14 protein-coding genes are annotated in these 16,642 nt (G+C 70.7%); 8 read left to right on the top strand and 6 right to left on the bottom strand.

The annotated features are described in order from the left end of the window. The first annotated feature begins 75 nt into the window (after nucleotides 1-75). The 4 genes from IT355_05125 to IT355_05140 all read left to right on the top strand — a co-directional run bounded on the left by IT355_05125 (nucleotide 76) and on the right by IT355_05140 (nucleotide 6,707). Nucleotides 76-3,477 (top strand): hypothetical protein, encoded by a 3,402-nt coding sequence (locus IT355_05125; GenBank protein ID MCC7052626.1) that lies wholly within the window; start codon nucleotides 76-78, stop codon nucleotides 3,475-3,477. A 196-nt stretch (nucleotides 3,478-3,673) separates the two neighbouring features. After that, nucleotides 3,674-4,447, top strand: coding sequence for an SDR family oxidoreductase (locus tag IT355_05130; GenBank protein ID MCC7052627.1), 774 nt, complete (start codon nucleotides 3,674-3,676; stop codon nucleotides 4,445-4,447). Beyond that, nucleotides 4,444-5,631 (top strand): acyl-CoA dehydrogenase family protein, encoded by a 1,188-nt coding sequence (locus IT355_05135; GenBank protein ID MCC7052628.1) that lies wholly within the window; start codon nucleotides 4,444-4,446, stop codon nucleotides 5,629-5,631. Before IT355_05130 ends, IT355_05135 begins: the two co-directional genes overlap by 4 nt. After that, a complete protein-coding gene (locus IT355_05140) occupies nucleotides 5,628-6,707 on the top strand; it encodes a phosphotransferase family protein (protein MCC7052629.1) in 1,080 nt (359 codons plus the stop codon). Before IT355_05135 ends, IT355_05140 begins: the two co-directional genes overlap by 4 nt. Before the next feature lie 89 nt (nucleotides 6,708-6,796). Here the strand turns inward: IT355_05140 and IT355_05145 are convergent, their stop codons facing one another. After that, nucleotides 6,797-7,441, bottom strand: a complete 645-nt coding sequence (locus tag IT355_05145; GenBank protein ID MCC7052630.1) for a YceI family protein — start codon at nucleotides 7,439-7,441, stop codon at nucleotides 6,797-6,799. 69 nt (nucleotides 7,442-7,510) lie between these two features. Further along, the gene (locus IT355_05150; protein ID MCC7052631.1) at nucleotides 7,511-9,169 is read right to left on the bottom strand and encodes a PAS domain S-box protein; all 1,659 of its coding nucleotides are present in this window, start codon (nucleotides 9,167-9,169) and stop codon (nucleotides 7,511-7,513) included. A gap of 171 nt (nucleotides 9,170-9,340) precedes the next feature. On the opposite strand from IT355_05150, the gene IT355_05155 reads away from it, so the two are divergent. Next, nucleotides 9,341-9,688, top strand: a complete 348-nt coding sequence (locus IT355_05155) for a YbjQ family protein (protein ID MCC7052632.1) — start codon at nucleotides 9,341-9,343, stop codon at nucleotides 9,686-9,688. A gap of 7 nt (nucleotides 9,689-9,695) precedes the next feature. Here the strand turns inward: IT355_05155 and IT355_05160 are convergent, their stop codons facing one another. Then, complete coding sequence (locus IT355_05160; protein MCC7052633.1) at nucleotides 9,696-10,820, bottom strand: alanine racemase; 1,125 nt, start codon at nucleotides 10,818-10,820, stop codon at nucleotides 9,696-9,698. Between the two features lie 307 nt (nucleotides 10,821-11,127). Here IT355_05160 and IT355_05165 point away from each other — a divergent pair, with 307 nt between their 5' ends. Beyond that, nucleotides 11,128-11,421 (top strand): FKBP-type peptidyl-prolyl cis-trans isomerase, encoded by a 294-nt coding sequence (locus IT355_05165; protein MCC7052634.1) that lies wholly within the window; start codon nucleotides 11,128-11,130, stop codon nucleotides 11,419-11,421. Beyond that, entirely contained in the window at nucleotides 11,418-11,966 is a 549-nt protein-coding gene (locus IT355_05170; protein ID MCC7052635.1) for a DinB family protein, read from the top strand. The genes IT355_05165 and IT355_05170 overlap by 4 nt, the downstream gene beginning before the upstream one ends. A gap of 9 nt (nucleotides 11,967-11,975) precedes the next feature. Here the strand turns inward: IT355_05170 and IT355_05175 are convergent, their stop codons facing one another. The 3 genes from IT355_05175 to IT355_05185 are packed head-to-tail and all read right to left on the bottom strand — an operon-like array spanning nucleotide 11,976 to nucleotide 15,227. After that, a complete protein-coding gene (locus tag IT355_05175) occupies nucleotides 11,976-12,608 on the bottom strand; it encodes a hypothetical protein (protein MCC7052636.1) in 633 nt (210 codons plus the stop codon). Between the two features lie 31 nt (nucleotides 12,609-12,639). After that, nucleotides 12,640-14,445: a hypothetical protein gene (locus tag IT355_05180; protein MCC7052637.1), complete on the bottom strand. Its 1,806-nt coding sequence runs from the start codon at nucleotides 14,443-14,445 to the stop codon at nucleotides 12,640-12,642. Further along, on the bottom strand, nucleotides 14,442-15,227 hold the full coding sequence (locus IT355_05185) for an ABC transporter ATP-binding protein (GenBank protein MCC7052638.1): 786 nt from the start codon (nucleotides 15,225-15,227) through the stop codon (nucleotides 14,442-14,444). The genes IT355_05180 and IT355_05185 overlap by 4 nt, the downstream gene beginning before the upstream one ends. 132 nt (nucleotides 15,228-15,359) lie before the next feature. On the opposite strand from IT355_05185, the gene IT355_05190 reads away from it, so the two are divergent. After that, nucleotides 15,360-16,574, top strand: coding sequence for an HDOD domain-containing protein (locus IT355_05190; GenBank protein MCC7052639.1), 1,215 nt, complete (start codon nucleotides 15,360-15,362; stop codon nucleotides 16,572-16,574). Nucleotides 16,575-16,642 lie beyond the last annotated feature (68 nt).

Consider the following 16,642-nt stretch of genomic DNA (forward strand, 5'->3'; position numbering starts at 1 on the left):
CAGGGTAGCCGAGTGGTGGGAACGGGCGTAGCGTCGTCGCGTCGCCCGCACGATCGACACCCTGCCCACCCGACCATGTCCATCACCGCCGCACGCCACTCCGCCGGTGCCGCCCTCGCGCTGGCCGTCCTGACCACACCGCTGGCCGCACTGCCGTTCCAGGTGCCGACCGCGCCGCCGCGTGCCACCATCGCGTCCGACAGCCTGCCGCAGACGCGCCGCCAGTCGGGAGGCCGGCCGGCGACCGCTGCGGCGCTCCGACCGGTGGTGGACACGGGCGCGGCGGCGGGACCGTCGCTGGCCGGCCTCACCTGGCGGAGCATCGGGCCGGCGACGATGTCCGGGCGCATCGCCGACGTGGCGATCCATCCGAAGACGCCGCGCACCTGGTTCGTGGCGGCGGCCAGCGGCGGCGTGTGGAAGACGACCAACGCCGGCACCACGTTCACGCCGGTGTTCGATGCCCAGTCCACCTACTCGATCGGTGCGATCACGATCGATCCGGTGAACCCGAACGTGCTCTGGGTGGGCACCGGCGAGAACAACTACCAGCGGGCGGTGGGCTACGGCGACGGCGTGTTCAAGTCGGTGGATGGTGGCACGACGTGGAGCAACGTGGGGCTGAAGGCCTCGGAGCACATCGGCCGCATCGTGATCGACCCGACGGATCCCGACGTGGTGTACGTGGCGGCACAGGGGCCGGCGTGGCGCGGCGGCGGCGAGCGTGGCCTGTACCGGACCGGCGACGGCGGCCGCACCTGGACACGCATCCTCGGCGGCGGCGAATGGGTGGGCGTGAACGACGCGCAACTGGATCCGCGCAACCCGAAGATCCTGCTCGCCACCACGCAGGTGCGACAGCGCCGGGTGTGGGGCCAGGTGAGCGGAGGGCCCGAAAGTGCGATCCATCGCTCCACGGACGGTGGTACGACCTGGACGAAGGTGACGGGGGGGCTGCCGACGGAGGAGATGGGGCGCATCGGGCTGGCGATCAGCCCGAAGGATCCCGACGTGGTGTACGCCGTGATCGAGGGGGGCGGCGAGCGAGGTGGGGTGTACCGCTCCACCGACATCGGTGCGAGCTGGAGCCGCATGGGCGGCGCCAGCACGAGTGGCCTGTACTACGGCGAGATCACGGCCGACCCGCACACGGTGGACCGCGTCTACCTCGTGGACACCTACAATCTGGTGAGCGACGACGCGGGGCGGACGTTCCGGCGCCTGGGCGAGCAGTACAAGCACGTGGACAACCACGTGATCTGGGTGGATCCCGCCGATGCGAACCACTACCTGGTCGGCAGCGACGGGGGACTCTACGAGTCGTTCGACCGGGCGGCCACGTGGAAGTTCTTCCCGAACCTGCCGCTGGCGCAGTTCTACAAGGTGGCGGTGGACAACAGCGAGCCGTTCTACCGCGTGTACGGAGGCACGCAGGACAACGCCACCTTCGGCGGGCCGTCGCGCAACAACACGCTGCATGGCGTGGCCAACAGCGAGTGGCAGATGGTGGTGTTCGGTGACGGGTTCTCGGTGCAGGTGGACCCGACGGACCCGAACACGGTGTACGGCGAGTGGCAGAACGGCGGGCTGGTGCGGCACGACCGGCGCACGGGGGAGAACACCGGCATCCAGCCACAGGTGAGCCCGGGTGAGGCACCGAACCGATGGTACTGGGATTCGCCGCTGCTGCTTTCGCCGCACAACCCGAAGCGGATCTACTACGGCTCGCAGCGGTTGTGGCGATCGGACGACCGGGGGGAGTCGTGGGTGATGAAGTCGGGCGACCTCACGCGGAACATCGACCGCTCGCAGCTCCGGCTGCTGGGGCGCCAGCAGAGCGTGGACGCGGTGGCCCGGAACAGCTCCACCAGCTTCTTCGGCTCGATCATCACCATCAGCGAGTCACCGGTGATGGAGGGGCTGCTCTACGTGGGCACCGACGACGGCGTGGTGCAGGTGAGCGAGGATGGCGGTGCGAACTGGCGTCGCGTGACGTCGTTCCCCGGCGTGCCCGACACGACGTACGTGATCCAGGTGGTGGCCAGCCGGCACGATGCGAACCTGGTGTACGCGGTGTTCAACAACCACCGCTCCGGCGACTTCACGCCGTACCTGCTGGCATCGCCGGACCGCGGGCGGACATGGCGGAGCATCGCCGCGACCCTGCCGGCGCGCGGCGCGGTGTACACGGTGGCCGAGGACCCGGTGGTGCAGGGGCTGCTGTATGCGGGCACCGAGACGGGGGCACACGTCTCGCTGGACGGTGGTGCGCGCTGGCGGGTGCTGAAGGGTGGGCTGCCGACGATCCAGGTGCGGCACCTCGTGGTGCAGGAACGCGAGGGCGACCTGGTGGCGGCCACGTTCGGGCGCGGGTTCTACGTGCTGGACGACCTGACGCCGTTGCGCGTGGCGGCGCGTGAGACGGCCGCGCTGTCGGCGATGGCGGAGGGTGGCGCGCGGCTGCTGCCGGTGCGGAAGACACCGATGTTCCTGCCCGCGGAACCGTACATGGGTGGCAAGGGACCGGGCTTCTTCGGGGCGCAGCACTACGTGGCGGCCAATCCGCCGCACGGCGCGGTGTTCACCTACTGGCTGCCGAAGGAGCTGCGGAGCCGGCGTGCGGTGCGCCAGGAACGGGAGAAGGCGCTGGTGAAGGCGGGGAAGGACGTGCCGTTCCCCGGCTTCGACGTGCTGCGAACGGAGGATCGCGAGGAGGCGCCGGCGGCGCTGCTCACGGTGCGCGATGCGTCGGGCGCGGTGGTGCGTCGCCTGACCGGGCCGGTGAAGGCCGGCTTCGCGCGGGTGGCCTGGGACCTGCGCCACGCCGCGCCGCAGCTGGCACCGCCCCGTGCGCCGGACAGTGATGCCGAGGATCCCGAGGGGCCGGTGGCGGCACCGGGCACGTACACGGTGAGCCTGGCGCTGCGCCAGGATGGCGTGCTGCGCGAGATCGGCAGCGAGACGTTCGAGGCGGAGCCGCCGGCGGCGCTGGCGGGCACCACGTCGCGCGATGCGGCGACGCGGGAGTTCCGGCAGGAGACGGCCCGGCTGCAGCGGGCGGTGCTGGGGGCGGTGGCGCTGGTGGCGGAGACGCAGCAGCGCCTGCAGCAGTTGCGTCGCGCGATCGATGCGGCGCCGTCGGACACGCGCGCGCTGGCGACGACGGTGCGCACGCTGGAGCAGCGCCTGGCGGAGCTCCGGATCCCGCTGAGCGGTGACCAGGCGATCTCGCGCCGGAACGAACCGGTGCCGGCGAGCATCGCGGCGCGGGTGGGCCAGGTGATCCAGTACCACTGGAGCGGCAGTGGCGCGCCGACGGCAACGCAGCGGCAGAACCTGCGATGGGCGGGCGAGGCGTTCGCGCCGGTGCGCGCGGCGCTGGAGCAGCTGGTGGAGCGCGACCTGCGCGCGCTGGAGACGTCCGCCGAGGCGGCGGGCGCGCCGTGGACGCCGGGTCGCGTGCCACGGTGGCCGTGACAGACACCGGCGGCTGACCGGCCGCTGGCGATGCGGGGCTGGTGATCGCTGGCGGTCTGGACTGCATACATTGTGCGAGCCTCATCTGGTGTGGTGTCGCAGAACCGGGCGTCAGCAGTCGCCGGCCTCCTGCGGCTTTCCCATGTCACGCACGGTGGGACACCACGCTCGCCTCATCACCAGCCGGGATTCCCGCATGGCATCGCCGTCCGCATCGCCCTTCTCGCTCGCCGGCAAGACTGCGCTGGTCACGGGCGCGTCGCGGGGCATCGGGCTGGCGATCGCGCAGGCGTTCGCCCGTGCCGGCGCGAACGTGATCCTGAATGCGCGGACGCCGGAGGTGCTGGCGGCGGCCGTGGCGTCGATCACGGCCGAGGGGCACGCAGCGGTTGGGCTCCCGATGAATGCGGGGTGGCCGGAACAGGCACCGGCACTCATCGAGGCGGCCGTGGCGCAGTTCGGCGCGCTGGACATCCTGGTGAACAACGCGGCGGCGAACCCGGTGTACGGCCCGGTGGAGCTGGCGACGCCGGCGGTGTTCACGAAGATCATGAACGTGAACGTGCACGCACCTTTCGAGCTGGCGAAGGCGGCGCGCGCGCACCTGCCGGCGCGCGGGGGGGGCTCGATCATCAACATGTCGAGCATCGGGGGACGGTCACCGGAGCCTGGCCTGGGGATCTACAGCGTGAGCAAGGCTGCGCTGCTGAGCCTCACGCAGGTGCTGGCGATGGAGTGGGGTGCCGACCACATCACGGTCAACGCGATCTGCCCGGGCCTGATCCGCACCGACTTCAGCTCGGCGCTGTGGAAGGACGCGTCGGTGCTGGAGCACATGCTGCGCTCGCAGCCGATCAAGCGGATCGGCGAGGGCGCCGACATTGCCGCGATGGCGCTGTACCTGGCCAGTGATGCGGCGCGGTTCACGACCGGGGCGACGTTCACCGTGGACGGGGGCTACCTGGCATGAGCGGCGCGGCCGTGACGGCGGTGGTGTCAGGGTTGCGCGCGCTGCTGGACGGGCCGGCGCTGGCAGTGGAGGCGCTGGTGCTGCGCGACGGTTGGGTGGCGGCGCTGCCCGCGCTGCGTGAGCTGCGGCGCGAGGTGCAGCGGATGGGCGCGTGGGCGCCGCACCTGCCGGTGGCGGATGGCGGGCTGGGGCTGTCGCTGGTCGAGTTCGCGCGGGTGAGCGAGGTGCTGGGCCGGTCGCCGATCGGGCACTGGCTGTGCAACTGCCAGGCGCCGGACATCGGCAACATGGAGCTGCTGCACGGCCACGCCGATGCCGCGCTGCGGGCGCGCTGGCTGGTGCCGCTGCTGCGCGGTGAGATCCGGAGCTGCTTCTCGATGACGGAGCCGGAGCACGCGGGATCGAACCCGGTGTGGATGTCCACGCGCGCGGTGCGGGATGGCGACGAGTACGTGATCGACGGCCACAAGTGGTTCAGCACCGGTGCCGACGGTGCGGCGTTCACGGTGGTGATGGCGGTGACCGACGCCGACGGCCCGCCGCGCGCGCGCGCGTCGATGATCCTGGTGCCGTGCGAGACGCCGGGCTTCCGCCTCGTCGAGAACACGATGGTGATGGGTGAGCGCGGCGGTGACCACATGTCACACGCGGAGGTGCGCTTCGACGGGGTGCGGGTGCCGGTGTCGAACCGCATCGGGCGCGAGGGGCAGGGCTTCGAGCTGGCGCAGGCGCGGCTGGGGCCGGGCCGGGTGCACCACTGCATGCGGTGGATCGGGATCTGCGAGCGCGCGTTCGACCTGATGTGCACGCAGGCGGTGTGTCGCGAGCTGTCACCCGGCGAGTCACTGGCGCGGAAGGACACGGTGCAGCACTGGGTGGCCGAGTCGCGTGCCGAGATCGATGCCGCGCGGCTGCTGGTGCTGGAGGCTGCGCAGGCGCTCGAGACGCGCGGCCCCGCGGGGGCGAGGGAGCAGATCGCGGCGATCAAGTTCTTCACGGCCGGCGTGCTGCAGCGGGTGCTGGACCGCGCGATCCAGGTGCATGGCGCGAAGGGGCTCACGAATGCCACGCCGCTCGCCTTCTGGTGGGCACACGAGCGGGGCGCCCGCATCTACGACGGCCCGGACGAGGTGCACAAGCAGTCCCTGGGCCGTGCCATCCTGAAACGGTACGTGCCAACGTGATCGTCCCGAACGAAGAAGTCGACACCGACAAGTTGCGCGAGTGGCTGCGTGGAAGCGGGTTCGCCGACGTGCACGAGCGGACGGTGGTGATGGCGCAGCGGCTGCCCGGGGGGTACTCGAACCTCACGTACGACCTGAAGGTCGGCAGTGGTGCGGCGGCGCGGCACGTGGTGCTGCGGCGTCCACCGGTGGGCGTGACGGCGGATCGTGGTGCACACGACATGTGCCGCGAGTTCCGGGTGCTGCGCACGGTGCATGGCACGGGCGTGCCGGTGCCGGAGCCGATCGCGCTGTGCGAGGACGAATCGGTGCTGGGCGCGAAGTTCTTCCTGATGTCGAAGGTGGAGGGGGTGGCGGTGCGCCGCCTGTCGGATGCGCCGGCGCTGCGGGACGAGGCGGAGATGCGCCGGATGAGCGAGGCGTGCGTGGACGCGATGGCGGCCCTGCACGAGCTGCCAGTGACGGAGACGCCGCTGTACGACGCCGAGCGCGCGGCCACGTACGGTGCACGCCAGGTGGCGAACTGGCATGCGCGCTGGAGCGCGGCGTGCCCGCCGGACCTCCGCGCCGACGATGCAGAGTTCGTGTTCGAGTGGCTGCGCGCCTACCTGCCGGAGCCGATCGCGCCGGCGCTGCTGCACAACGACTGGAAGTTCGACAACCTGCTGGTGGATCCGGTGCAGCCGTCGCGCATCACCGGCGTGCTGGACTGGGAGATGGCGACGGTGGGCGACCCGCGCTTCGACCTCGCGACGTCACTGGGGTACTGGGTGCAGCCCGACGACCCGGCGATGCTGCAGGCGCTGGCGCTCGGCGTGACGAATGCGCCGGGGTGCCTGACGCGCGCCGAGGTGGTGGCACGGTACGCGGTGGCGCGCGGCGTGCCGATCGAGGACCCGGTGTACTGGTGGGCCTTCGGGCTGGCGAAGGTCGGCGTGATTGTCGTGCAGCTCTACGCGCGGTACGTGGCGGGGACGACGCGTGATCCGCGGTATGCGCTGCTGGGTGGGATGGCGACGCTGCTGATGTCCACGGCGCGGTCAGCAATCGAGCGGCAGTCGCTGTCGACGAGCTGAGTGCGGGTGCCGGCGCGGCTGGCCGGAACGGCAGCGGGGCGGCATCACGTGCTGTGATGCCGCCCCGCTGGTCCATCACTGCGTGGTGATCAGCGTGCCGGCGCCGGGGCGGCCGACTTGGCCTCGACGTCGATCGCGATCTGCACGTCGTCGCTCACGACCGCGACGCCCTCGGTGACACGATCCCACATCAAGCCGAAATCCTTGCGCTTGACGGTGCCGGTCATGCTCACGCCGGCGAGCCAGCCCTGCGGCGTGCTGCGGGTGCCCGCGACCTCGGCATCGAGGGTGACCGGCCGGGTCACGCCACGCATCGTGAGGTTGCCGTTCACCTTGTACTTCGCACCCACCTTCTGGATGCTGGTGGAGGTGAAGGTGATCTTCGGGAAGCTGTCGGCGGCAAAGAAGTCGGGGGACTTCAGGTGGCCGTCGCGACGCTCGTTGTCGGTGCTGACGCTGGCGACGTTGATCGAGAGCGAGGCCGAGCTGGCGGCGCCGGTGGCCGGATCGAGCTGGAACGAGCCCTCGAAGGAACCGAAGCGGCCGGTGACGGTGCTGAGGCCGAGGTGGCGGACCTTGAAGACGACGTTGCTGTGCGCGGCGTCGATGGTGAAGGTCACCGGGGCGAACGCGGTGGTGCCGGCGGCACTCACCGGCGTGGCCGTGCGGACGGCGAACGGCGACGCGACGAGCGCGGCGGCGGCGGCCGCCGTTGCGATGGTACGGAGCTGCATTGTCCTGGGGCTGATGTAGGAATCTCGGCAACTGCCCACGCTGGCGGGCGCTGCCTACGGCTACACCAACTATAAGACGGAGTTCTCCCGTCCGGCATTCCCGGACACGTTCAGACCGGGCTGAGCCGGAAACTCGGCCGCGAGGCGGGCTGCCTTGGATGGCGCCGGAAGCACGATGCGGAACGCGCATCCGCCACCCGCTGTCGGCACCGCTGCCTGCAGGTGACACCCAAGCGTTTCACAGAGCACGTGCGTCAGCGCGAGGCCGAGGCCATCGCCGCCTCGCGCGCGCGCCTGCTCGGCGCAGGACCCCTGCGCCGGGAACGGGGCTGGCGCGTCGGCGAGGAATTCGACGGGGCCGTCCACATCCGCGAGGATCTCGATGGCCGCAGGCAGCGCGCCATCGTCGGCCGTGACGAGAGCGACGGTCAGTCGGCGTCGCGTGGTGAGGAGCACCTCGCCCAGCAGCTGGCTGAGTGCCTGGCGCAGGCGTGACGGGTCGGTGAGCAGCCGCGCCGTTCCCGCGGGCAGGACGGTCGTGATGGTGGCCCACGATGCGGCCGGGTGATCGGCAAAGGCGGCGACCGCGGTGCGGAGGAGCTGCGCGAGGTCGGTTGGTTCGTGCACGAGGACCAGGCCACCGGCTTCGATGGCGGCGTAGTCACCCACGTCGGACGCGACGCCGAGCAGCCGCGCGCTGTCGTCCATCACCTGCGACAGCAGCGAGAGCTCGCGTGTCGTGAGCCGTCGGTCGCGATCGGCGAGGACCTCGGCGGTGTTGCCCGCGACCGCGTGGAGGACAGCGCGCACTTCGCTGCCGAGTCGCGCGACGAAGTCGTGCGCGAGCTGCGCCGACGCGCTCGCCGCATCGCGGGCCGCCTCGAGACGCTCCTCGGCCCGCTTCTGCGCCGTGATGTCGGTGGTGACACCGACCATCAGCAGGGGCTCGCCCGATTCGCGCCGGCTGAAGACGCTCAGGCGCGTGTGCATCCAGCGCCAGATGCCGCCGGGGGTTCGCGCGCGGAAGGCGGTGCCGACCACATCGCCCTCGCCGTAGGCACCGGTCATGCGGGCACCGCTCTCGCGGAGCGTGCGGCGATCGGCGGGGTGCACGAGTCGCAGCAGCTCGCGGCGGCTGAGGGTGCGGGCGTCGCGCTCGACGCCGCCGAGGAAGGCGTGGACGCAGCGATTCACCCAGACCAGGCGCTCGTCTGCGGGATCGTACAGGTACATGAGATCCGGCGTGCGACGTGCGATCAGCTCGAAGAGCCGCTGGCTCTCGGCCACCTGCGGCGTAACGTGGCGCTCGATGCCGACGTTACGAATGATGATGGTGAGGACGGGATCGCCGCCGAGTTCGGTGTCGCGCGGGGCGAGCACGGTCTGCGTGGCCGGGAACTGGCGTCCGTCTGCCGCCTGGAGGGCGGTGTCCACGGTGACCTCGCCGGTGGCGATCGCGGCCCCGATCACCTCGTCCAGCAGCAGCGCGCGTGCGGCCGGCGTGTGCACCGGGAAGATCGTGCCGGCCAGCGCCACGTCATCGATGGCGAAGCCGAGCAGGTCACGGCCGGCGCGATTGAGGAAGCGAAGCGTTCCATCCAGCCCGGTGATGCAGACGATGTCGGCAATCGCGTCGAAGATCGCGTATGCGTCGAGACCGCCGCCGGCCTGCGTCGGTCTGGTGGCGGGTGCTGGCGCCGCCGCGAGGGGAAGGATCAGGTCGCTCACGGCTCCGAAGTGTCGGCCTGGTGCGGAGCGTGCTTGATCGCGGCCACGCCAGCCCGGCGCACGACGGCGGACATCGGGGCATCTTGGACCGGTGCCGCAGCGGCACCGGGCTGCGCCGCAGGTGCGGCGCCCACACACTCCAGCGGGGGCGGGACACGCATGGTGCACGAGATGACGACGACGGCCTTCACGATCGAGGGCTACCGGGTCACGAAGACAATGGGAATCGTGCGGGGGATCGTGGTCCGGTCGCGCTCGGTGTTCGGCACCGGGCTCGGCAAGCTGCAGAGCCTGGTTGGTGGCAACGTGGGCGCCTTCACCAAGCTCTGCGAGGAGACACGTGGCGCGGCGTTCGACATGATGGTGAGCCATGCCGGCCACCTTGGCGCCAACGCCGTGATCGGCGTGCGCTACGACGCCACCGAGATCATGCCCGGGGTGACGGAGGTGCTGTGCTACGGAACGGCGGTGTTCGTGGATCCGGACGGGAGCGCGGCGCGCTGGCAGTCGGCCGGCTGAGCGATCGTCAGATCGAGAGCGGCGCGGGGGCGAGCTCCGGACTGTGCCGGCCCCGCGCGCCGACGTGCCACCAGGTCTCGACGATGTCGCCGCGGACCCCAAGCATGGCGTCGAACTGCTGGGTGACGATGCAGGCGTGATTGGGGACGATGCGCACCTGCTCGCCGACCTGCGGGCGCCAGTGCGAGTCGCTGAGGTCGAGGATGCCGTGTTCCTCACTGAGGCGGGCGACGCTGACCTCGGGATGGTCCAGCACCGCACCGTAGCCGCCGCCATCCTTGGCACGGATCGGTTCGCGGCCGAGGGCCTTCACGCCCGCATCGATGACCACCTGGCCGGGAACGGCATCGCTGATGACGGTGGCGAGGACGGTGAGTGCGCAGTCGTCCCAGGCGCAGGCACCCATGGTGAAGGTGTCGCGGTCGTTGAAGACGTAGGTGCCGGGGCGGATCTCGGTGAGGCCGGGGATGAGATGCATGCGGAACGCGGCCGGCGTGGAGCCGCCGCTCACGACCTCGGCCGCGAGGCCGGCATGGTCGAGCGATTCGAGCACGCCACGGAGGTCGCCGCAGAGGATCTCGATCAGGCCGTCCTGCTGGTTGACGGGCTGCCGGATGTGGCCGGGATAGAAGCAGACGCCACGATAGCGGAGGCCGGGCTGGCGGCGGACGGCCCCGGCCAGCCGGACGACGTCGCTGGGATCGGCCACACCCATGCGCTTCATGCCGAAGTCCACCTCGACGAGCACGTCGATGGTGCGATCGGAGTGCCGGCAGGCGGCGCCGAGGGCCTCGATCGCGAAGTGCGAGTCGAGCGAGACGCGGAGTTGGACGTCGTCCGAAAAGGTCAGGACGCGACGAATCTTGGCGCCGAGCGGCGGGTGCGCGAGGAAGACGTCGTCGGTGACCTCGCTCATGACCTGGAGCTCGCGCGGCGTGGCGACGGTGAGGCCGACCGCCCCGAGCCGCATCTGCTCGGCGGCGATGCGCGCCGACTTGTGCGTCTTGACGTGTGGACGGAGCGCGAGCTGGTGCATGGCAGCATAGGCGGCCATGCGATCCAGGTTCACCGCCAGGCGATCGAGATCGACCAGCGGGACGGGCGTCTCGATATCGGTGAATCCGTAGGGCATTCTGCTAACGTGGTCCCTGATACAGCAGCCGGCAAGGCGCAGTGGTGCGGTGTTTCGCGGCGCGGGTGTGTTCGCTAGCGTTGACGGCATGATGAAACCCTTCCGTCACCGCGGCCGGCTGGCCGCCGCCGCCCTGCTGCTCGTTGCGTGCGCCGAAGCGCCGCCAGCCACTCCTGCCGTCTCCGGCCAGCCGCAGGAGCTCACGTATGCCCCGGAGCTGCGCGTGAAGCTCGACTCCACCGAACTGCGGCCGAGCGGGCTGTACGTGCACGACATCGTGGTCGGCACGGGCCCGGTGGCCGATTCCATGTCCACCGCCGAGGTGCACTACACCGGCTGGCTTGCGGACGGCACCAAGTTCGACAGCAGCCGGGATCGGAGCGAGACAATCCGGTTCACGGTGGGCATCGGCCAGGTCATCTCGGGCTGGGACGAGGGGGTGAAGGGGATGCGGGTGGGCGGGAAGCGGCAGCTGGTGATCCCGCCGAAGCTCGGGTACGGCGACATCGGCAGCGCGCCGGCGATTCCGCGGATGGCCACGCTGGTGTTCGAGATCGAGCTGATCGGGCTGCCGCCGGCGTCGCCGGCGGGTGTGCGGTGACGCTGCCGGCTGACGAGCACACGTTCGCACGTCCGGCGGCGGGCACCTACGGCGAGTTCTATCACAAGTACGTGACGCTGGTGCCGGACGGTGACCTGCGGCGGTTGCTGCCGGTGATCTTCGACGCGAACTACCGGGTGCTGCGCGAGGTGCCGGCGGCGCTGGAACGGCATCGCTATGCGCCGGGCAAGTGGTCGGTGCGGGAGGCGGTGGGCCACATGGTGGATACCGAACGGGTGTTCGCCTACCGCGCGCTGCGCATCGCGCGTGGAGACACGACGCCGCTGCCGGGGTTCGACGAGAACCAGTTCGTGGCCCATGCGCGCTACGACGACCTGCCGCTGGAGCAGACGCTGGGCGAGCTGATGGCGGTGCACGCGGCGACGATCCTGCTCTTCGAGAACATGGCCGACGAGGCGTGGGACCGGATCGGCACGGCGTCGAACCACCCGATCGGCGTGCGGGCGCTGGCCTACATCATCGCGGGGCACGAGTTGCACCACATGAACATCTTCCGCGAGCGGTACGGCATCCCTGCGGAGTGACGCTCGCCGCTAGAGCGAATCGAGGAGGTCGTCGATGGCCTTCGTGTCGGCTTCGTCGAGTGGGCCACCGACGATGATCTTCTGCAGGATGTCGACGGCTTCGGCCGCGAGGTCGTCGGTGAACTTCCGGTCGCTCTCGAAGCGGACGATATGGCCGAGGAGGACCGTCTCGAGGCGGCTGGCCTCGCTGCCGTCGTCATCGCCGAAGAAGTCGGGGTCGTGGTCCGTGTCGTCGCTTGCCCAGGACTGCTCGTAGCTCGGGACGCTGGCCTTCCAGGGCTCGTCGGCGGAGTCGGAATCCTTCAGCTTGTCAGGCGGGACGAGGGCGAAGAGGCGGCACTGGAGGCCGGGCTCCTCCTCGTAGGCGAAGAGGCCGAGGCGGACCGGGTCGGCGAAGAGGTCGAGGCGGAGCAGGTGCTCGATGGCCTCGTCCGGCATGGCACATCGTGCGACGAGGCGCGCGCCGATGAACGCGCCGAGGCAGACGCCCTCGGGGGCGCGCTCGTCCTCCATCCGCTGCACGGACAGGGGAATTGGTGTGTTGGTGCGCACGAAGACGGCCGGGCGCTCATCGTCGCCCGAATCGTCACCGCCGAACCCACCGGCCCCGTCCGGGCCCTCGTCTCCGTGGTCGTCGAACATCTTGGAAGATAACCGCCCTGGTGAGTGCGTCTCAGGTCTGGGTGGAAGGAAGGTCGGATGGTTCGAGCCGGTCGAGCGCCACGCCGAGGAGCCGAGCCAAGCCGAGCCATTCCGCGATCACGACGGCCAGCCAGCCGGCGAGCATCGCCGCGGCGACGGCAGGGAGCGGCAGGTTCGTGACGGCCGACGCGCGCCAGATGCCCCACGCCGCCGTCACCGGCAGGGCGAGCAGGATGCCGAGCGAGGCGAGGATGGCGATGAGGGTGATGTAGACCTGCCCGACGACCGCCGCGCCGCCATGGGCCGCGCCGCCCTGGTTGAGCGGCACCCAGGCCGGCAGCCAGAGGGCCACGGCGTTGTACAGCGTGACGTGGAGCAGGTTCACGCCGCCGAGAACCACGCTGCCGGCGGCCATGGCGGCGACGATGCCCAGCGGGCCGAGCGGACCACCAATGACGCGGAGCACGAAGAAGATCGGCACGCCGAACAGCGCGACCATCGCGAGCGTGGTGAGGAGGGCAGCCGTGAGGATCTCGGCCGCGATGATGCGGTGTGTGGCGAGTGGCGCGGTCTTGAGGAACGGCAGGTGCGCGAGGTCGTGGCGCAGGTCCAGGCGGAACCAGGCCGGCGCGGTGAGGAGCGCCGCGCAGAAGATGCCGAGGATGAGCGTGGAGGCGGTGGAGATGGTGCGACCGTCACCGAGCTGCATGGCGCCCTCGCCGCCGAGGATCACGCTGGCGATGACGATGACGAGGGTGAGGCCGAGGAGGAACGACTGCGGCCGGAAGGTGCGGAGGGCGGCGGTGACGTTCTTCCACACGAGTGCGGTGGCTGGCGCTCCGGTGAGTGCGAGCCGCCACCCCCAGGCCGCGTGGTTCACCTTGGTGAGCGTGCTGCCGCGACGAGCGCGGGCCACGCGATCGGCGAATCGTGCGCTCGACCCCACGGCGAGCTCCTCGAACGGCCCCGGGTCGCGCAGGATCCAGGCGAAGTGGAGCGCGAGGAGCCCGAGTGCCGCCGGCATGGCGAGGAGCCAGCCGGTGGCCGTGTGTGCGAATGCGGGTGCGGTGGCGGCGCGCACCGGCCAGACGATCACGCGGAGGACCGGGTCGTCGAGGAGGGCCTGGATGGCGAGCCGGGCGCCCCAGAGCCGTTGCGACAGGGCCGGGGCATCGAAGGTGTCCCCGACCGCGCTGCCGAGTTTCCAGGCTTCGAGGGCCCGTGGCGCAGCCAAGGCCAGGGCGATGGCGAAGGCGACGATGCAGACCAGTGCGATGGCGTGCGCGACAGGTCGCCGGCGCGGTACGTCCGGCGGGTGCGTCCGGGCGAGGGTGGCCCCCAGCCGGTGCAGCGAGATGGTGGTGAAGAGCACCCAGAGTCCGATGGCGCGCAAGACGCCGGGGAGGTCACCGCTGCTGCGGCGCAGGAGCAGGGTCCAGAGGAGCACCTGCAGGAGCAGGACGGCCTGGATGCTGAAGAGGCGCGCCTGCACCAGCGTGCGGCGCGCCACCGGCGCCGGAAAGAGGAAGTAGACCTCGGCGGTGCTGAAGGCGAGGGCGCTGTCGCTCGGTGCGGCGATCCACCAGGCAGCGACGGCGAATGCGAGGCCGCAGATGGAGATCAGGTGCCGGAAGTCGATGAGGTTCGGCTCGTCGACCACGGCCTGCGAGGCGGACGGCGAGAAGAAGAGCGACGCGAGGTAGGCGGCCATCGCGAGCGCGCCGATGACGTAGCGGGGCTGCTTCAGGCGGCGAAGCTGCTGCCGGATGCGGTTGCGCCAGCTCCGCGAGTAGAGGTACCAGAGCGCATTCCAGGGCGTGCCCGACGCACCAGTCACGCCGCGTGCCCGGCGGGGGGCTGGTCGTCGGTGAGTGCGATGAAGAGGTCCTCGAGGGAGCCGTTTGTGAGCTCGGGGCGGAGCGCGCGGAGTTCCTGGATCGTGCCGAGCGCGGCGACCTCTCCCTTCCGGAGCAGGAGCACGCGGGTGCACAGCTCCTCGACCAGGTTGAGCAGGTGGGAGCTGAGGATCACGGCGGTGCCGCGTTCGGCACGGCGCCGGATGGTGTCCTTCATCCGGCGGATGCCGGCGGGATCGAGTCCGGTGAGTGGCTCGTCGAGGATCAGGACGGCAGGGTCGTGGAGGAGGGCGATGGCGACGGAGAGCTTCTGCTTCATGCCGCGCGAGAGCTCGCTGGGCAGGACGTCGCGCTTCTCGGTGAGCTCCATCTCGGTGAGGAGCTGCGGGATGCGCGGCTCGGCGTCGGCCACGCCGTAGAGGCGGGCGATGAAACGGAGGTGTTCCTCGACGGTCAGGTAGTCGAAGAGGTGGGGCTCGTCGGGGATGAAGGCCAGCCGGCGCTTGGCCTCGACCGGCTCGATGGCGAGGTCGTGGCCGGCGATGCTGAGGGTGCCCTCGGTGGGGCGGAGGATGCCGGCGAGGGCCCGGAGGGTGGTGGTCTTCCCGGCGCCGTTGGGCCCCACGAGGCCGAGAATCTCCCCGGGGGGGACGTCGAGGTCGAGGCCCCGGACGGCGGAGAGCTTGCCGTAGCGCTTGCTGAAGTTCCGGACCAGGATGGCGGAGGGCAGCGGAGGGGCGCCGGAGGCGTCGGGAGGGAGCATCCGGCGAACGGTCACCCGGCCGGCGGGCACAGGCAAGCCCGGGGCAGGTGCGTCCGATACTCGAAAACACCCGTATCCACCGGCCCGCCCACCTGCGGCGCCGGTCCCGTCGTCCCGCCTGCCGATTCCGCCATGTCTGACGCCATTGTTGCCCGCCAGCCGATCTTCGACGACCGACAGAAGCTGGTCGGCTTCGAGTTGCTGTATCGCCACGCCGAGGACGCGACATCGGCGCGCGGCACGACGCCGACGATCATGGCGTCGACCACGGTGGTCCAGGCGGTGCTCGGCATCGGCCTGGAGCGGCTGACGGAGGGGGAGCGGGTGTGGATCAACCTCTCGCGCGACCTGATCGTCGAGCGCGCGTGGGAGCTGCTGGACCCGAAGGCCGTGGTGCTCGAGATCCTCGAGAGCGTGGTGCCGGATGCCGACGTGATCGAGGCGTGCGCGGACGCACGGAAGCGCGGGTACCGGATTGCGCTGGACGACTTCGAGTGGGACGAGAAGTGGGTGCCGCTGCTCGAGCTGGCGACGACCGTGAAGGTGGACGTGCACGGGAAGAGCGTGGACGAGCTGAAGGTCGTGGTGGCGAAGCTGAGGACGTTCGGGGTGACGCTGCTGGCCGAGCGGGTGGAGACGGATGCCGTGCGGGCGGCGTGCGCGCAGATCGGGTTCACGCTGTTCCAGGGGTACTTCTACTGCCAGCCGGAGACGGTGGTGCGGCGGGACCTGTCGGCAGCGGAATCGAGCGCGCTGCAGCTCCTGAACCTGGTGCGCAACGAGCGGACGCCGACCAACCAGGTGGAGCAGGCGATCAAGCGGGATCCGGCGCTGACGTTCAAGCTGCTCCGGATCGTGAACAGTGCGGCGATGGGCTTCACCGGCATCGAGTCGATCCCGCACGCGCTGCGGCTGCTCGGTCGCACGCAGCTGGAGCGCTGGCTGACGCTGCTGGTGATGGCGAGCTTCTCCTCGGGTGGCGCGCGCCAGCGGGAGCTGTTCAAGCTGAGCCTCACGCGGGCGCGGCTGCTGGAGCTGATGAGTGATTCCTCGGACCGTGACCAGCGGTTCCTGGTGGGGATGTTCTCGATGCTGCACGTGCTGCTGCAGGCACCGATGCGCGACGTGATCGCGACGCTGCAGCTCTCGGAGTCGGTGTCGCAGGCGCTGCTGGAGCGCACGGGCCCGCACGGTGCGCTGCTGGCGGGGCTGGAGGCGTACGAGGTGGGTGACTGGGACCGTGTGGAGCAGGTGACCGGAAACGACGATCGTGCGCTGGTGCAGATCGCAGCGCACTACCCGGCGGCGCTGGGGTGGGCGATCGAGCAGGTGAAGACGACGGGGTGAGGCGTCACGCGGTGCCCGCAGGACCGGTGCGCGCCATGTGATGGGATCACATGGCGCGCATTCTCGTG

Source organism: Gemmatimonadaceae bacterium (assembly GCA_020851035.1).
In the GTDB taxonomy this organism is placed as follows: Bacteria; Gemmatimonadota; Gemmatimonadetes; order Gemmatimonadales; family Gemmatimonadaceae; genus JACMLX01.

What these genes read in the sequence shown, in the direction of transcription:
- IT355_05160 (MCC7052633.1), bottom strand. Translation starts at nt 10,820, where the DNA reads ATGCCCTACGGATTCACCGATATCGAGACGCCCGTCCCGCTGGTCGAT.
- IT355_05145 (MCC7052630.1), bottom strand. Translation starts at nt 7,441, where the DNA reads ATGCAGCTCCGTACCATCGCAACGGCGGCCGCCGCCGCCGCGCTCGTC.
- IT355_05165 (MCC7052634.1), top strand. Translation starts at nt 11,128, where the DNA reads ATGTCCACCGCCGAGGTGCACTACACCGGCTGGCTTGCGGACGGCACC.
- IT355_05175 (MCC7052636.1), bottom strand. Translation starts at nt 12,608, where the DNA reads ATGTTCGACGACCACGGAGACGAGGGCCCGGACGGGGCCGGTGGGTTC.
- IT355_05185 (MCC7052638.1), bottom strand. Translation starts at nt 15,227, where the DNA reads ATGCTCCCTCCCGACGCCTCCGGCGCCCCTCCGCTGCCCTCCGCCATC.
- IT355_05155 (MCC7052632.1), top strand. Translation starts at nt 9,341, where the DNA reads ATGACGACGACGGCCTTCACGATCGAGGGCTACCGGGTCACGAAGACA.
- IT355_05125 (MCC7052626.1), top strand. Translation starts at nt 76, where the DNA reads ATGTCCATCACCGCCGCACGCCACTCCGCCGGTGCCGCCCTCGCGCTG.
- IT355_05135 (MCC7052628.1), top strand. Translation starts at nt 4,444, where the DNA reads ATGAGCGGCGCGGCCGTGACGGCGGTGGTGTCAGGGTTGCGCGCGCTG.
- IT355_05130 (MCC7052627.1), top strand. Translation starts at nt 3,674, where the DNA reads ATGGCATCGCCGTCCGCATCGCCCTTCTCGCTCGCCGGCAAGACTGCG.
- IT355_05190 (MCC7052639.1), top strand. Translation starts at nt 15,360, where the DNA reads ATGTCTGACGCCATTGTTGCCCGCCAGCCGATCTTCGACGACCGACAG.